Raw genomic sequence first — 15925 nt, forward strand, 5'->3', positions numbered from 1 at the left:
CTGCCGAACCGTATCCACGCCGATACCCTACGGATCAGTAGGTGTTCAGTACCTGATCAGCAGCACAGTCGTCCCCGTGACCAGGCAGGGAGCCGCCACCCGATGTCCGAGCCGGAAGAGATCGACATCCACACCACCGCGGGCAAGATCGCGGACCTGCAGCGCCGTATCGACGAAGCAACGCACGCGGGCTCCGAGCGCGCGGTCGAGAAGCAGCACGCGAAGGGCAAGTTGACCGCCCGCGAGCGGATCGACCTGCTGCTCGACGAGGGTTCCTTCGTGGAGCTCGACGAATTCGCCCGGCACCGCTCCACCAACTTCGGCATCGAGAAGAACCGCCCCTACGGAGACGGCGTCGTCACCGGCTACGGCACGGTCGACGGCCGCCCCGTCTGCGTGTATTCGCAGGACTTCACCATCTTCGGCGGCTCGCTCGGCGAGGTCTACGGTGAGAAAATCGTCAAGGTGATGGACTTCGCGCTGAAGACCGGCTGCCCGGTCATCGGCATCAACGACGGCGGCGGCGCCCGCATCCAGGAGGGTGTGGTCGCGCTCGGCCTGTTCGCCGAGATCTTCCGCCGCAATGTGCACGCCTCGGGCGTCGTCCCGCAGATCTCGCTGATCTTCGGACCGTGCGCGGGCGGAGCGGTCTACTCCCCCGCGATCACCGACTTCACCGTCATGGTCGACCAGACCTCGCACATGTTCATCACCGGCCCCGACGTCATCAAGACCGTCACCGGCGAGGACGTCGGCTTCGAGGAACTCGGCGGAGCCCGCACCCACAACACCACTTCGGGTGTGGCGCATCACATGGCCGGCGACGAGAAGGACGCCATCGAGTACGTCAAGTCGCTGCTGTCGTACCTCCCTTCGAACAACCTCTCCGAAGCACCGGCCTTCCCGGAGGAGGCGGTCCTCGCCACCACCGACGAGGACCGCGAGCTCGACACCCTCATCCCGGACTCGGCGAACCAGCCGTACGACATGCACACCGCCATCGAGCACGTGCTGGACGACGGCGAATTCCTGGAGACCCAGTCCCTGTTCGCGCCGAACATCATCACCGGCTTCGGGCGTGTCGAGGGCTACCCGGTCGGCATCGTCGCCAACCAGCCGATGCAGTTCGCCGGCTGCCTGGACATCAACGCGAGCGAGAAGGCGGCACGGTTCGTCCGCACCTGCGACGCCTTCAACGTGCCCGTCCTGACCTTCGTCGACGTCCCCGGCTTCCTGCCCGGCGTCGACCAGGAGTACGGCGGCATCATCCGCCGCGGCGCCAAGCTGATCTACGCCTATGCGGAAGCGACCGTCCCACTGATCACGGTGATCACCCGCAAGGCCTTCGGCGGCGCGTACGACGTCATGGGCTCCAAGCACCTCGGCGCCGACATCAACGTCGCCTGGCCGACCGCGCAGATCGCCGTGATGGGCGCACAGGGCGCCGTGAACATCCTGCACCGCCGCACGATCGCCGCCGTCACGGACCCCGACGAGGCAGAAGCAACGCGCGCCGAGCTGATCGCCGACTACGAGGACACGCTGCTCAACCCGTACGTGGCGGCCGAGCGCGGCTACGTCGACGCGGTGATCATGCCGTCCGAGACCCGCGCCCACATCGTGAAGGGGCTGCGGCAGCTGCGTACGAAGCGGGAGTCGCTGCCCCCGAAGAAGCACGGCAACATCCCCCTCTAGAAAGGGTCCTGGCCATGATCAAGGTCGTACGGGGCAACCCGACCCCTGAGGAGCTGGCTGCCGCACTGGCGGTGGTCCGGGCGCGTGCCGCGGCGACGGCGTCCGATGCGTCGTCCGGCGCGCCGGCGCTGCCCGGCCAGTGGTCCGACCCGGGGCGTATCGCCCGGCGCGAGCGCCGTCTGCCGGGGCCGCGGGCCTGGGCGCGGACGTACTGGCCCGGGTAGTCGCAGGAGTACCTGTTCGCGCACGTTTTCGGAGGTCCGGGCCCCTTTGGGGTCCGGGCCTCCGGTGCGTCCGGGCGCGCTCTGGTCCGTACGCACCAGAGCGGCTGAGTACCTGTACTCAGGCGCGGCATCCGCCCCCGCAGCAGGATCGGTCCCATGCTGTGGTCCGACCCGGAGAACAAGCCGCCGAAGGAACTGCGCGACGCCCAGGACATGATGCGGCGCGCGGGGCTGGTGCTTGCGCTCGCGATGGTGGTCGCGATGTTCGTGCTCGGGACGCGGTGAGGGGTGCGGTGGGCTCCGGCTCCGCCCCGGACCCCGGTCCTCGAACGCCGGGCGGGCTGAAATCTGCCCGGGCGGGCCGGATGCCGGCTCGCCCCTTCTACGATGGCGCGTATGACTGATCAGCGCCGTCTCGTGCTCGCCTCCGCCTCCCCCGCCCGTCTCGGCCTTCTGCGGCAGGCCGGATTCGCGCCCGAGGTGATCGTCAGCGGGGTGGACGAGGACGCGCTGAGCGCCCCGACGCCGGCCGAGCTGGCGCTCGTTCTCGCCGAGGCCAAGGCCGCCGCGGTGGCCGGCCGGCCGGAGGCGGCGGGTGCCCTGGTCATCGGGTGCGACTCGGTGCTCGAACTCGACGGCGAGGCGCTCGGCAAGCCGGCCGACAGCGAGGAGGCCATAGCCCGCTGGAAGTCCATGCGCGGCCGGGCCGGTGTACTGCAGACAGGCCACAGCGTGATCGACACCGCGACCGGACGTACGGCCTCGGCGACCGCCTCCACGACCGTCCGCTTCGGCGAACCGACGGACGCCGAGATCGCCGCCTACGTGGCCTCGGGCGAGCCGCTCCACGTGGCGGGCGCCTTCACGCTGGACGGCCGTTCGGCGCCGTTCGTCGACTCCATCGAGGGCGACCACGGCAATGTCATCGGGCTCTCGCTGCCGCTGCTGCGCCGGCTGCTGGGCGAGCTGGGGATCTCCGTGACCGAGCTGTGGGTCTGAGCCGGACCCGTTCTGCGTCAGGCCGTGGCCGGAGCGCTGGGTTCGGCGTCGTCCGTCGACCGGTCGGCCGCTTCGGGACCGTACGCCACCAGCGTCAGCACGATCAGCCCGAGCACCACCGTCAGACACGCGAAAGCGGCCCAGCCGACCAGCCCCACCGTCAGCGCACCCAGCACTCCGTGCACCACGGCGCAGGTGATGAGGGCGATACGGCCGATGCGGCCTGGGGCCCGGTCGCGGATGCCGGCCAGCAGGAGGACCAGCCCGCACAGCAGCAGATACAGGCCGAAGGCGCCGCCCATCGCCCATGTGCCGTTGGACATGGCTGCGGATTCCAGCCCGGCCAGTGACATGTCCTGGTTCTTGACGACCGTCGCCAGGATGCCGTTGATGACCACGATGCCCACGGCCTCCACGAACAGCACGATCGCGGTCACGAACGCCACCGGTCTGCGCACCACGGTACTCACCCCCTGTTACCTGCAGTACGTGCGACAGCGCGGACCCTACTAACGGGTAACGCTCCGGACAAGGGCCCGGACGGCCTTCGCTCTCACCCCGTACCTCCGAGGCGCACCCGTGCGCTTTCCCCGCGCCCCCCTTGTCGCGCCTCTAGTGCGTCGGGCAAAGAATCGTTCGCCCATTAGTGGGGACTCGACAAAGAAACACCGGGCGCAGCTGGTTGCACTAACAGAGACCTGGACCACACCTCGTGGCTACTGTGCGGTCATGAATCCCGGCGTACCGTGGTGCCACAAGGGATTTCGCGACTTGAGCAAGCCTCGAATCACACTCCGTGTGGGCAAGCTCACCAATGGGGACGGGTCGTAGGGCCGTGTCGGTAGTCCCTAAACTCAGCTTGTTTCAAGGAGGGAGCCATCGTGCGCAAGGTGCTCATCGCCAACCGTGGCGAAATCGCTGTCCGCGTTGCTCGGGCATGCCGGGATGCCGGGATCGGGAGCGTGGCCGTCTACGCCGACCCGGACCGCGACGCTCTGCATGTACGTGCGGCCGACGAGGCATTCGCTCTGGGCGGTGACACCCCGGCCGCCAGCTACCTGGACATGGCCAAGGTGCTCCAGGCTGCCAAGGACTCCGGGGCGGACGCGATCCACCCGGGATACGGCTTCCTGTCGGAGAACGCCGAATTCGCCCAGGCCGTCATCGACGCGGGTCTGACCTGGATCGGCCCGCCGCCGCAGGCGATCCGGGACCTCGGCGACAAGGTCGCCGCCCGACACATCGCACAGCGCGCCGGCGCCCCGCTGGTGGCCGGTACGCCCGACCCGGTGTCGGGCTCCGCCGAGGTCGTGACGTTCGCGAAGCAGCACGGGCTGCCGATCGCGATCAAGGCCGCCTTCGGCGGCGGCGGTCGCGGGCTGAAGGTGGCGCGCACGCTGGAGGAGATCCCGGAGCTGTACGACTCCGCGGTCCGTGAGGCCGTCGCGGCGTTCGGCCGCGGCGAGTGCTTCGTGGAGCGTTACCTCGACCGGCCGCGCCACGTCGAGACGCAGTGCCTGGCCGACACCCACGGCAACGTGGTCGTGGTCTCCACCCGTGACTGCTCGCTCCAGCGCCGCCACCAGAAGCTGGTCGAGGAAGCCCCCGCGCCGTTCCTCTCCGAGGCTCAGAACGCGGAGCTGTACGCGGCGTCGAAGGCCATCCTCAAGGAGGCCGGTTACGTCGGCGCCGGCACCGTGGAGTTCCTCGTCGGCACGGACGGCACCATCTCGTTCCTGGAGGTCAACACCCGCCTCCAGGTCGAGCACCCGGTCACCGAGGAGGTCACCGGCCTCGACCTCGTACGCGAGATGTTCCGCATCGCCGACGGCGAGGAGCTCGGCTACGGCGACCCGGCCGTGCGCGGGCACTCCTTCGAGTTCCGGATCAACGGCGAGGACCCGGGCCGCGGCTTCCTGCCCGCCCCCGGCACGGTGACCACGTTCGCCCCGCCGACCGGCCCCGGTGTCCGCCTCGACGCGGGCGTGGAGTCCGGTTCCGTCATCGGCCCCGCCTGGGACTCGCTCCTGGCGAAGCTCATCGTGACCGGTGCGACCCGTGAGCAGGCACTGCAGCGGGCGGCGCGCGCGCTGGCCGAGTTCAATGTCGAGGGCATGGCCACCGCCATTCCGTTCCACCGTGCGGTCGTCGCCGACCCGGCTTTCACCAGCGACCCGTTCCAGGTCCACACCCGGTGGATCGAGACCGAGTTCGTCAACGAAATCAAGCCCTTCACCGCCACCGCCGATGTGGAGGCGGAGGAGGAGACCGGTCGCGAGACCGTCGTCGTCGAGGTCGGCGGCAAGCGTCTTGAGGTCTCGCTGCCCTCGTCGCTGGGCATGAGCCTGGCCCGTACCGGGCTCGCGGCGGGTGCCAAGCCCAAGCGCCGCGCGGCGAAGAAGAGCGGCTCCGCGGTCTCCGGCGACACTCTGGCGTCCCCGATGCAGGGCACCATCGTCAAGATCGCCGTCGAGGAGGGCCAGCAGGTCAACGAGGGCGACCTCATCGTCGTCCTGGAGGCCATGAAGATGGAGCAGCCGCTGAACGCGCACCGCGCCGGCACCATCAAGGGACTCGCCGCCGAGGTCGGCAGCTCGGTCTCCTCCGGCGCCGTGATCTGCGAGATCAAGGACTGATCGAGCGGTACCCGACGTTCTGCCGGGGCCCCTGCCGAGTCGCTCGACTCGGCGGGGGCCCCGGCCGGTCGTTCGGCGGCGTGCGTCACTCCCCGGCAGGTGGCGCTGCGGCCGTCCTCGTGGCGAGCAGCAGGATCAGGATCGGCTCCAGGAAGCCGGCCCCGGCGAGCAGCCCGGTCGCGTAGCCCTCGAGCATCCCGTCCGGCCCTTGCAGATCCGCCGCCCGGACCGCGGCCCCGCCGGCGCCGTCCAGTAGCCGCTGTCCGTGGAGAGCACGCTCTGCAGAAGGATTCCGGGGCGGCGAGGACCGGACCACCGCCCGCGGTGCGCCGCAGACCGTAGCGGGCGAGCGCCCTGGCAGGGGGCATGGACGAGGCGAAGATGCCGACCGCGAGCGGCAGGAAGGCGAGCCCGGTGCGCAACGGGCTGTAGTCGCGGCCCAGTTGGAAGTACTGGGTGTCGAAGCGAGCTCCGGCGGGGCTGAAGCCGAGTTCCTTGCCTATGTCGGGCAGCGCGATGGCGAAGACGGGGCGGTGCGGTAACGCGGTGTCGGCGTCGGTGTTCTTCGTGGTGTCTGTCGCTGATTGCGGCATGGCGCCGAAACGATACGGAGACACCCTCCGGATATGCAATGGCATCCTGGACCCTGGGGCGGAAAAAGGGAGGACTGCGCAATGGCGATGAGCACGGCACAGACGCCGGCCCGGCCCATGCGTGCCGACGCGCGCCGCAATTACGACCGGCTGCTGGGTGAGGCCCGTACCGCCTTCGCGGAACACGGCACCGACGCGTCCCTGGAGGACATCGCGCGACGTGCGGGCGTGGGGATCGGCACGCTGTACCGGCACTTCCCGAACCGGCACGCGCTGATGAGCGCCGTCTTCCAGGAGGCCCTCACCTCACTGATCACCCGTTCCCGCGAACTCGCGGGGGTGGAGCAGCCGTGCGGGGGCCTGGTGGAGTGGCTGGGCGCGATCATCACTCATGCGGGTGAGTACCGCGGCCTCGCCCAGGCGCTCATGTCCACGTCGCGGGACGAGACTTCGGCACTTTCGCAGTGCAATGTGCCGCTGCGCGAGGCGGGGGCGGTGCTGCTGGCGCGGGCGCAGGGGAGTGGGGCCGTGCGGGCGGATGTGTCCATCGACGACCTGATGCAACTGACGAACGCGATCGCGCTGGCTGCGGAGCAGTCGCCGGATGATCCGGAGTTGGCGGGGCGGCTGCTGATGCTGACCTTGCAGGGACTGAAGGGGCCGAACGCGGAGGGGGTTTGAGAGGTGCGGGTGCGTGTGGCGGGCGCGGGTGGCCGTGGGCACTGCCGGTCCGCTGCGCGGGGCCTGTTCCCCGACCCGCCCCTTCCCGGACCGGGGCTCCGGTCCGGGAAGGGGCGGGTCGGGGAAAGTGACCGCCGCCCCCTACCGGCGCCGCAGATCCGCCACCCTCGCGCGGTCCCCCTGCCCCTGTTCCGCCAGTACCGCAGCGCTCCGTAGCGGCTGCGGGCCGGGCCCCCCGGGACCACCCCCGCGCGTACGGCGCTGCCCGGGCAGGGGCATGTCGCGGCGGGCCTGGCGGCCCGGCGGCAGGGCCTCGGCCGGTGCGGGGCCGCTTCCGGCACCGGCCACCGCGATCTGCACCCCCTGGTCGGCCAGGGCCTGCAGTTCGGTGGCGGCACGGTCGTCGTGGCCGGGCGGTTCGTCCGTCACCAGACGGGTGATGAGATCCGTCGGCACCGTCTGGAACATGGTGTCGGAGCCGAGCTTGGTGTGGTCCGCCAGGACCACCACCTCCGCCGCGGCCTGCACCAGGGCCCGGTCCACACTCGCGGAGAGCATGTTGGACGTGGAGAGGCCGCGTTCCGCGGTGAGCCCGCTCCCGGAGAGGAACGCTCGCGAGACCCGCAGCCCCTGGAGGGACTGCTCGGCCCCACTGCCCACCAGGGCGTAGTTGGAGCCGCGCAAGGTACCGCCGGTCATCACCACTTCCACCCGGTTGGCATGGGCCAACGCCTGGGCGACCAGCAGCGAGTTGGTGACGACGGTCAGACCGGGGATCCGCGCGAGCCGGCGGGCCAGCTCCTGCGTGGTCGTGCCGGCACCGACGACGATGGCCTCACCCTCTTCGACGAGACCGGCGGCCAGGTCGGCGATGGCCGTCTTCTCGGCGGTGGCGAGATGGGATTTCTGCGGAAAGCCGGACTCCCGCGTAAAACCGCCCGGCAAAACCGCACCGCCGTGCCGGCGGTCGAGGAGCCCTTCTGCCTCCAGCGCCCGCACGTCCCGCCGTACGGTCACTTCGGAGGTCTGGACGACGCGGGCGAGCTCACGGAGCGATACCGCCCCGTTGGCACGCACCATTTCGAGGATCAATTGACGACGTTCTGCAGCGAACACGAAACTGACAGTAACGTGACGCCTGAGCGTTTTCAGCAGTTTGCGCCGATTAACAGAAGCTGTACATACAAGGGGCCGCCAAGTGGTATAGGTGGCGCCGTTGTTGTTTCGTACTGATCGTCAGACGGTCACCCGACCGCCTGAGTTGCCAGGAGTTGTCGGGGATTGCCGGATTCCCGGCGGCGCCTACGCCTCGCCTGCGAGCTTACGGGTGTGCAACTGACGGGCCACTTCCGCGATCGATCCCGACAGGGACGGATACACAGTGAAAGCGTTTGCGATCTGTTCCACCGTCAGATTGTTGTCGACCGCGATCGAGATGGGGTGGATCAACTCGCTCGCCCGCGGCGCGACGACACAACCGCCGACCACGATGCCGGTGCCGGGTCGGCAGAAGATCTTGACGAAGCCGTCGCGGATGCCCTGCATCTTGGCGCGCGGGTTGCGCAGCAGCGGCAGTTTGACCACCCGGGCGTCGATCCTGCCGGAGTCGACGTCGGCCTGGCTGTAGCCGACGGTGGCGATCTCGGGGTCGGTGAAGACGTTCGAGGAGACCGTCTTCAGGTTCAGCGGGGCCACCGCGTCACCGAGGAAGTGGTACATCGCGATCCGGCCCTGCATGGCGGCGACCGAGGCGAGGGCGAAGATCCCGGTGACGTCACCGGCCGCGTACACACCGGGGGCGCTGGTGCGGGAGACCTTGTCGGTCCAGATGTGGCCGGACTCCTTGAGCCTGACCCCGGCCTCCTCCAGGCCCATGCCCGCGCTGTTCGGGATCGCGCCGACCGCCATCAGGCAGTGCGAACCGGAGATGACCCGGCCGTCGGCGAGGGTGACCTCGACCCGGTCGCCGACCCGCTTCGCCGCCTGGGCGCGCGAGCGCGCCATGACGTTCATGCCGCGGCGCCGGAAGACGTCCTCCAGCACGGCGGCCGCGTCCGGGTCCTCGCCCGGCAGCACCCGGTCGCGGGACGAGACGAGCGTGACGCGGGAACCGAGTGCCTGGTAGGCGCCGGCGAACTCGGCACCGGTGACACCGGAGCCGACCACGATGAGCTCCTCGGGGAGCTCGTCGAGGTCGTAGACCTGGGTCCAGTTCAGGATGCGCTCGCCGTCGGGGAGCGCGTCCGGGATCTCCCGGGGGTGGCCGCCGGTCGCAATCAGCACGGCGTCGGCGGTGAGCCTCTCCTCCGTACCGTCGGCCGCGGTCACGACGACCGTGCGGGAGCCGTCGGCGGCCTGGAGGCCTTCCAGACGCCCGCGGCCACGCATCACCCGGGCCCCCGCACGGGTGACGGCGGCGGTGATGTCGTGGGACTGGGCGAGCGCCAGGCGCTTCACCCGTCGGTTGACCTTGCCGAGGTCGACGCCGACCACCCGCGCCGCCTGCTCGATGTGCGGCGTGTCGTCGGCGACGATGATGCCCAACTCCTCGTACGAAGAGTCGAAGGTGGTCATCACCTCTGCCGTCGCGATCAGGGTCTTCGAAGGCACGCAGTCGGTGAGCACGGACGCGCCGCCGAGGCCGTCGCAGTCGACGACGGTCACCTCCGCGCCGAGCTGGGCGCCCACCAACGCCGCCTCGTACCCGCCGGGTCCGCCGCCGATGATCACGATCCGGGTCACGAAAAGTCCGCCTCGCGTGTGTCATCCCGCGGCCGTCTGCTGCCCCGGCCGGGGGTCCGGGGGGTCGCCCCGGGGAATGCAGTACGTACTTCATTGTCCCGCACGCGCCAAGGTGCTTCGCCCCGGGGCCCTCCATACGTGCGCCGGGGCGTGGGCAACGGGGTTGCGGGACTGCAAGCGGAACGCCGTACGGAACCCCGTAAGGGGTCTTCCTCGCAGGAATCGACGTTCCGCCCACCGCCTCCCGTACCCTCGACCCCATGTCGCTCTACGCCGCGTACGCCGGCAACCTCGACGCGCGGCTGATGACGCGCCGCGCACCGCATTCCCCGCTGCGCGGCACCGGCTGGCTCAACGGCTGGCGGCTGACCTTCGGCGGGGAGCAGATGGGCTGGGAGGGCGCGCTCGCCACGGTGGTGGAGGCCCCCCGTTCCCAGATCTTCGTGGCGCTGTACGACCTGGCATCGATGGACGAGGACTCCATGGACCGGTGGGAGGGCGTCGGCCTCGACATCTACCGGCGGATGCGGGTGCGTGTGCACACCCTGGACGGCGAGGAGCCGGCCTGGATGTATGTGCTGAATGGGTACGAGGGCGGGCTGCCGTCCGCCCGCTATCTGGGCGAGATCGCGGACGCCGCGGAGTCCGCGGGCGCGCCGCACGACTATGTGATGGAACTGCGCAAGCGTCCCTGCTGACCCGCTGGACCAGCGCTTTTGTGTGCATGCACGAGGAAGCGTGCGCAGACTCTGCACATGGGCATCTACGCGCGTAGGGAATCACCGGCTACCCTCATCCGCGTGAACGCATCAGTTATTCCGGACAACATCCAGGGCGACCCGCACGCCGCCGCCGCCGACGCCGCCGCCCGCCTGCGCGAGCTGACCGGCGCCGAGACCCACGACGTCGCGCTCGTGATGGGTTCCGGCTGGGCACCTGCGGGCGATGCGCTCGGCACTCCGGAGGCCGAGTTCCCGGTGACCGACCTGCCCGGTTTCCCGGCGCCCGCCGTGCAGGGGCACGGCGGCACGATCCGCTCGTACCGGATCGGCGAGAAGCGCGCCCTGGTCTTCCTCGGCCGCACGCACTTCTACGAGGGCCGCGGCGTCGCCGCCGTCGCGCACGGGGTCCGGACCGCCGTCGCCGCCGGCTGCAAGACCGTCGTCCTGACGAACGGCTGCGGCGGTCTGCGCGAGGGCATGCGCCCCGGGCAGCCGGTCCTGATCAGCGACCACATCAACCTGACCGCGGCGTCCCCCATCATCGGCGCCAACTTCGTCGACCTGACCGACCTGTACTCGCCGCGGCTGCGCGCGCTGTGCAAGGAGGTCGACGAGACCCTCGAAGAGGGTGTGTACGTGCAGTTCCCCGGTCCGCACTACGAGACCCCGGCCGAGATCAACATGGTCCGTGTCATGGGCGGCGACCTGGTCGGCATGTCCACCGTGCTGGAGGCGATCGCCGCACGGGAGGCGGGGGCCGAGGTGCTGGGCATTTCGCTGGTCACGAACCTGGCGGCGGGGCTGAGCGGGGAGCCGCTCAACCATGAAGAGGTGCTGCAGGCGGGGCGGGATTCCGCTACGCGGATGGGGGCGTTGCTGGCACGGGTGCTTGAGCGGATCTGAGCCGGGGGTGAGGGCCGCGGGGTGCGGGTTCCCGGTGGGCGTGGCGCCTGCGGCGGCCTGTTCCCCGCCCCGCCCCTTCCCTTCCTGAACTGGGGCTCCGCCCCAGGCCCCGCGCCTCAAACGCCGGCGAGGCCGAAAAGTGAGCCCCTCCGGCGATTGAGGAGCGGGGGTCCGGGGGCAGCGCCCCCGTAACCCACCCCACCCCGCAGAAAGGCGGACACCGTGCAGCAGGACCTCATCGCGCAGGCCAGGGCGTGGCTCGCGGAGGACCCCGATCCCGAGACCCGTGACGAGCTCGCCGAGCTCATCGACACCGAGGACCTCGACGAGCTCGCCGCACGGTTCGCCGGCACGCTGCAGTTCGGCACGGCCGGGCTCCGCGGTGAGCTGGGGGCCGGGCCGATGCGGATGAACCGGGCGGTCGTCATCCGCGCCGCGGCCGGACTCGCCGCCTACCTCAAGGCCGGGGGACAGACCGGCGGGCTCGTCGTCGTCGGGTACGACGCCCGCTACAAGTCCGCCGACTTCGCCCGCGACACCGCGGCCGTGATGACCGGCGCGGGCCTGCGCGCGGCGGTACTCCCCCGCCCGCTCCCCACGCCTGTGCTGGCGTACGCCATACGGCACCTGGGCGCTGTCGCGGGCGTCGAGGTGACCGCCAGCCACAATCCGCCGCGCGACAACGGCTACAAGGTCTATCTCGGCGACGGCTCGCAGATCGTCCCCCCGGCGGACGGCGAGATCGCCGCCGCGATCGCAGCGGTCGGCCCGCTCGACGGCGTGGCCCGCCCCGACAACGGCTGGGAGACCCTCGGTGACGAGGTCCTGGCGGCCTACCTGGCCCGTACGGACACCGTGCTCGCCGCCGGATCGCCGCGTACCGCCCAGGTCGTGTACACCGCGATGCACGGCGTCGGCACCTCCGTGCTGACCGCCGCCTTCGCACGGGCCGGGTTCCCGGAGCCCGTGCTCGTCGCCGAGCAGGCGGAGCCCGACCCGGCGTTCCCCACCGTCGCCTTCCCCAATCCGGAAGAGCCCGGCGCGATGGATCTCGCCTTCGCCACCGCACGCCGTACGGACCCCGACCTCGTCATCGCCAACGACCCGGACGCCGACCGTTGCGCCGTCGCCGTCCCGGACCCCGCCGACGGCGGCTGGCGGATGCTTCGCGGCGACGAGGTCGGGGCGCTGCTCGCCGCCCATCTGGTGAACCGCGGCGTGACCGGTGTCCTCGCCGAGTCGATCGTGTCGTCCTCGCTGCTCGGCCGGATCGCCGAGAAGGCCGGCCTCGGCTACGAGGAGACGCTGACCGGCTTCAAGTGGATCGCCCGCGTGGACGGCCTGCGGTACGGGTACGAGGAGGCGCTCGGCTACTGCGTCGACCCGGAAGGCGTACGCGACAAGGACGGCATCACGGCCGCGCTGCTCGTCGCCGAACTGGCCTCCGTGCTCAAGGAGCAGGGGCGTACGCTCCTCGACCTGCTCGACGACATCGCGGTCGAGCACGGGCTGCACGCCACCGACCAGCTGTCGGTCCGGGTGGAGGACCTGTCGGTCATCGCGGACGCCATGCGGCGGCTGCGCGAGCAGCCTCCGACCGCGCTCGCCGGTCTCGCCGTCACCTCGGCCGAGGATCTGTCGCAGGGCACCGAGCAGTTGCCGCCCACCGACGGGCTGCGCTACCACCTCCAGGGCGCCCGGGTGATCGTCCGCCCGAGCGGCACCGAGCCGAAGCTCAAGTGCTACCTGGAGGTCGTGGTGCCGGTCGGTTCGGCGGACGAGCTGCCCGCGGCCCGCGCGAGGGGTGCGCAGCTGCTCGCCGGGATCAAGCGGGACCTGGCGGCGGCGGCCGGGATCTGACCTGTTTTGACATCCTCCCCTCCCTAGAGGAAGGGGATTCCTGGCTCACGTTGGCTGCGGACCAGCGGTCCGTCAGCTCTTGCACGATCAGCACCAGCCGGGTTGAGACCAGCCCGGACGAGCATCACGCGGGCGGAGTTCTTGTCCCTGGGGGACACGGCTCCGCACGCGGTGCACGAGTAGGTTCGTTCCGAGAGAGGCAGTGCGTGCTTGGTTCTCGCTCCGCACTGCGCGCAGTCCATGGTGGTGTGCGCGGGGTGGACAAGGTGCACGGGCCGACCGTGCTTGCGGCCCATCTCGATCAGGGCCGTCTTGGTCGCGCCGATCGCGGCGTCGGCGGCCTTTCGGGCCATGGTGGACTTGGCGAGGAACTTCGGCTTGAAGTCCTCGACCGCCAGCGCATCGTGGTCGCGGACCACGGCCTTGGCCCACTTGCGGGCAGTGTCCTGCCGCTGCCGGGCCACCTTCTTGTGCAGCTTGGCGGCCTGCCGCTGCGCCTTGCGGTAGCCCTTCGACTGGGCCTTGCCCCGGGGCGCGCGGCGTCGGGCCATCATCCGCTGGTAGCGCGCGAGGCCGCCGGCGGCTTTCCTGCCGTACTCGGCGTGGGGCAGGTCATGGTCATCGGACGTGGTGGTGGCCGTCTCCTTCACGCCCCAGTCGATCCCGATCACCGCACCCGTGGAGGGCAGCGCCTCGGTGGCGGTGGGGACGACGAAACTGGCGTACCAATGCCCGAGGCTGTCCCGGTACACGCGCACCGACGACGGCGGCTCGGGCAGATCGCGCGACCACACCACGGTCAACCTGATGCCCCCGGCCAGGTGCAGGCGACCGTCCTTCAACCGGAAGCCGCGCCGAGTGTAGTTGAGCGTGGGGTCCGTCCCGTGCTTCTTCTTGTACTTCGGCATCCCGGCACGCTGCCGCATCGGCAACCGGGCCTTGATGTCGTTGAGCGCCTTGGCCCGGGACCTGCCGAAGTCGCGGATCACCTGCTGCTGCGGAACGCTGCTGCCCTCACGCAGCCAGGACATCACGGTCCGGGCCTCGGTCAGCATCCTGTCCAGCCCGGCCGGGCCGCACTTCTCATCCTCGGCATGGGCCTTCTTCGACCGGGCGCAGCTCTCGTTCCAGATCCACCGGCACCGCGCCCACTCCGCTTCCAGCGCGGCAGCTGCGGTGGACGACACACGAAGCCGGTAGGTGTACCGGGCATGCCCGGCACTCTCCCCGCCCTGCGCTCCTGCCGTCATGACCCCCAACCTAACCGCCCCCACTGACAACGAAAGAAAACACAGGTCAAAGCAGATGTGCAACGAACTCCGCCGCTACGCGGCTCCGCCCCAAGGACCCATTCCTCCCCGGGCTGAAGCCCGGGGCATCCTGGGAGAAATCCGGTGACCGCCGGTGTCCAGGCCCACGCCAGTTCGGCGGGGTCCTGTTCTGCTGCCGCATCGTCTGCACTGCGGCCTTGGCCCGCCCACCATCGCCACCGGCGGCGTGGACCTGGTTGCCCAGCACGCTCCCAGCGACCGACCGGGGCCTGCACCCGTGGGTCGTCGACGAGGACGTCGTCACGTGCTGCAGGAGTGCGGCTACGAGCCCGGCCCATTCGGTCTCGGCTGCTTCGATGGCCTCCGGGCCGAGTGCGGATCTGCACACAACCGGTTGCTCCCACGCGCACCATCACTACCGCTGCCCGGGGTTGCGTGAGGCACGCGTGTCCGCTCCGGAACCGGGCTCGGTCGTGTCCACCGTCTCCGGCAAAGGTGGCGGTGGAGTGCACGCACCCTCCATCTCGGATGCGCGCACTCCGTCAAACGGCGAGGCCCCGGCTATCGGGCTCGGCGAAGCCCCGGCCGAGCGTCAGTTCTTGACCGGCCACTCCAGCGGGTCCTTGTAGAAGCCCTGGCTGAGTTGGACCGCGGCGGCCTTCTGGCCCTCCGGGATCAGGAAGGCGGTGCAGATCTTCTCCGACTGTCCCGGGCTCAGCTTCTTGCCGGTGTCGGGCGCCGGGCAGTTCGGCCACTTGGCATCACCCATGATGACGATGAGGGCCTTGGTGCGCTCGCCCTTGTCCGTCTTGACGGCCAAGTCGTCGTCCATGTCGCCGACTTCCATGGACTTGCCGCTCTTGTGGGTGAGGGTGGACCACACGTACACGGGAACCTTGGGGGCCTCGTCCTTGCCCTTCTCCAGGCCGGAGTTGTCCATGTCGGCCTTCGTTCCGGTCTGCACCTTCGTGGGCGTGACCGTGAACTTGCTGTCCTTCGAGTTCTGCATGGTGCTTTCCTGCGGCGGGCTGGCCTCGCCCAGACGGTAAGTCGTCTTGTCGTCCGACGAGGAGGAGCCGGAGCTGTTCCCGCCCTTCCCCGAATCCGAGTCGTTGCAACCGGTCAGCACCACGGCCAGTGTCAGGGCGCCCACCGCCGCCGGAACAGCACGATTCCACATGCGCATATCTTCTTCGATCTCCCCGTTAAAACATTCCCGTTGCCCTGCCGGGCGGCAAAGCCCCCACAGCCGGGGCGTGTTCAAGCGCACGATCCTGCCAGATCGAAACCGTCCGCTCGCGGGGAGGGACCAGCACCGCCTCGCCCGTTCCCGCTTCCTCGGGATGCACCAACCGTCACCGGCTCAATCGCGGAGGCGACCGCCAGACCAACGCCGCGCTCTGCACGATCGTCCTGGGCCGCATGAAATACGACCAGCGCACCCGGACATAGCGGATGGTCACCGCCCGGCCCGGCGACCGTGGCTCCCCTGCGCTTCATCGAGTTCGGCCCGGAGCCGACTGCGGGTGCGGGCGGTGCACGAAGACATCCCGGTGCCGGTGCCCGTGGTCCTCGAACTGTCCACGGGTCGACAGCTGA

Annotated in this window: 14 protein-coding genes and 1 pseudogene; 10 read left to right on the forward strand and 5 right to left on the reverse strand. The window is 70.2% G+C overall.

What is annotated here, in order from left to right; translation table 11 throughout:
* The first annotated feature begins 102 nt into the window (after nt 1-102).
* The 4 genes from OG953_RS16415 to OG953_RS16430 all read left to right on the forward strand — a co-directional run bounded on the left by OG953_RS16415 (nt 103) and on the right by OG953_RS16430 (nt 2918).
* Nucleotides 103-1695 carry an acyl-CoA carboxylase subunit beta gene (locus OG953_RS16415; protein ID WP_405685038.1) on the forward strand — a complete coding sequence of 531 codons (1593 nt, stop codon included), beginning with the start codon at nt 103-105 and terminating at the stop codon, nt 1693-1695.
* Nucleotides 1696-1709: 14 nt separating this feature from the next.
* Nucleotides 1710-1919 (forward strand): acyl-CoA carboxylase epsilon subunit, encoded by a 210-nt coding sequence (locus OG953_RS16420; RefSeq protein WP_114246280.1) that lies wholly within the window; start codon nt 1710-1712, stop codon nt 1917-1919.
* A gap of 156 nt (nt 1920-2075) precedes the next feature.
* Nucleotides 2076-2204, forward strand: coding sequence for a morphogenic membrane protein MmpB (gene mmpB / locus OG953_RS16425; RefSeq protein ID WP_093900106.1), 129 nt, complete (start codon nt 2076-2078; stop codon nt 2202-2204).
* A gap of 102 nt (nt 2205-2306) precedes the next feature.
* A complete protein-coding gene (locus tag OG953_RS16430) occupies nt 2307-2918 on the forward strand; it encodes a nucleoside triphosphate pyrophosphatase (RefSeq protein WP_383966643.1) in 612 nt (203 codons plus the stop codon).
* Nucleotides 2919-2935: 17 nt separating this feature from the next.
* Here the strand turns inward: OG953_RS16430 and OG953_RS16435 are convergent, their stop codons facing one another.
* Nucleotides 2936-3388 (reverse strand): hypothetical protein, encoded by a 453-nt coding sequence (locus OG953_RS16435; RefSeq protein ID WP_405685039.1) that lies wholly within the window; start codon nt 3386-3388, stop codon nt 2936-2938.
* Nucleotides 3389-3799: 411 nt separating this feature from the next.
* Between OG953_RS16435 and OG953_RS16440 the strand changes: the two genes are divergently transcribed.
* Together OG953_RS16440 and OG953_RS16445 are read left to right on the forward strand one after the other, a co-directional pair.
* Nucleotides 3800-5554 carry an acetyl/propionyl/methylcrotonyl-CoA carboxylase subunit alpha gene (locus OG953_RS16440; RefSeq protein ID WP_405685040.1) on the forward strand — a complete coding sequence of 585 codons (1755 nt, stop codon included), beginning with the start codon at nt 3800-3802 and terminating at the stop codon, nt 5552-5554.
* A gap of 674 nt (nt 5555-6228) precedes the next feature.
* Complete coding sequence (locus OG953_RS16445; RefSeq protein ID WP_405685042.1) at nt 6229-6828, forward strand: TetR/AcrR family transcriptional regulator; 600 nt, start codon at nt 6229-6231, stop codon at nt 6826-6828.
* A 141-nt stretch (nt 6829-6969) separates the two neighbouring features.
* On the opposite strand, the gene OG953_RS16450 is transcribed toward OG953_RS16445, so the two are convergent.
* Both OG953_RS16450 and OG953_RS16455 read right to left on the reverse strand, forming a co-directional pair.
* Entirely contained in the window at nt 6970-7944 is a 975-nt protein-coding gene (locus OG953_RS16450) for a DeoR/GlpR family DNA-binding transcription regulator (RefSeq protein ID WP_114246276.1), read from the reverse strand.
* Between the two features lie 186 nt (nt 7945-8130).
* A complete protein-coding gene (locus OG953_RS16455) occupies nt 8131-9570 on the reverse strand; it encodes an NAD(P)H-quinone dehydrogenase (protein ID WP_405685043.1) in 1440 nt (479 codons plus the stop codon).
* A gap of 260 nt (nt 9571-9830) precedes the next feature.
* On the opposite strand from OG953_RS16455, the gene OG953_RS16460 reads away from it, so the two are divergent.
* The 3 genes from OG953_RS16460 (at nt 9831) to OG953_RS16470 (ending at nt 13055) form a co-directional block, all read left to right on the forward strand.
* On the forward strand, nt 9831-10268 hold the full coding sequence (locus OG953_RS16460) for a gamma-glutamylcyclotransferase (protein ID WP_405685044.1): 438 nt from the start codon (nt 9831-9833) through the stop codon (nt 10266-10268).
* Nucleotides 10269-10370: 102 nt separating this feature from the next.
* A complete protein-coding gene (locus OG953_RS16465) occupies nt 10371-11195 on the forward strand; it encodes a purine-nucleoside phosphorylase (protein WP_189275284.1) in 825 nt (274 codons plus the stop codon).
* Between the two features lie 222 nt (nt 11196-11417).
* Nucleotides 11418-13055: a phospho-sugar mutase gene (locus OG953_RS16470; RefSeq protein WP_405685046.1), complete on the forward strand. Its 1638-nt coding sequence runs from the start codon at nt 11418-11420 to the stop codon at nt 13053-13055.
* A gap of 23 nt (nt 13056-13078) precedes the next feature.
* Here OG953_RS16470 and OG953_RS16475 read toward each other — a convergent pair whose 3' ends face one another.
* The gene (locus tag OG953_RS16475) at nt 13079-14305 is read right to left on the reverse strand and encodes an RNA-guided endonuclease InsQ/TnpB family protein (RefSeq protein WP_405685047.1); all 1227 of its coding nucleotides are present in this window, start codon (nt 14303-14305) and stop codon (nt 13079-13081) included.
* A gap of 613 nt (nt 14306-14918) precedes the next feature.
* Complete coding sequence (locus OG953_RS16480; RefSeq protein ID WP_405685049.1) at nt 14919-15506, reverse strand: hypothetical protein; 588 nt, start codon at nt 15504-15506, stop codon at nt 14919-14921.
* A gap of 140 nt (nt 15507-15646) precedes the next feature.
* Between OG953_RS16480 and OG953_RS16485 the strand changes: the two are divergent.
* Nucleotides 15647-15772: pseudogene (locus OG953_RS16485) on the forward strand (transposase); the annotation flags it as partial.
* Between the last annotated feature and the right edge of the window lie 153 nt (nt 15773-15925).

The organism is Streptomyces sp. NBC_00057 (assembly GCF_045041165.1).
GTDB lineage: Bacteria > Actinomycetota > Actinomycetes > Streptomycetales > Streptomycetaceae > Streptomyces.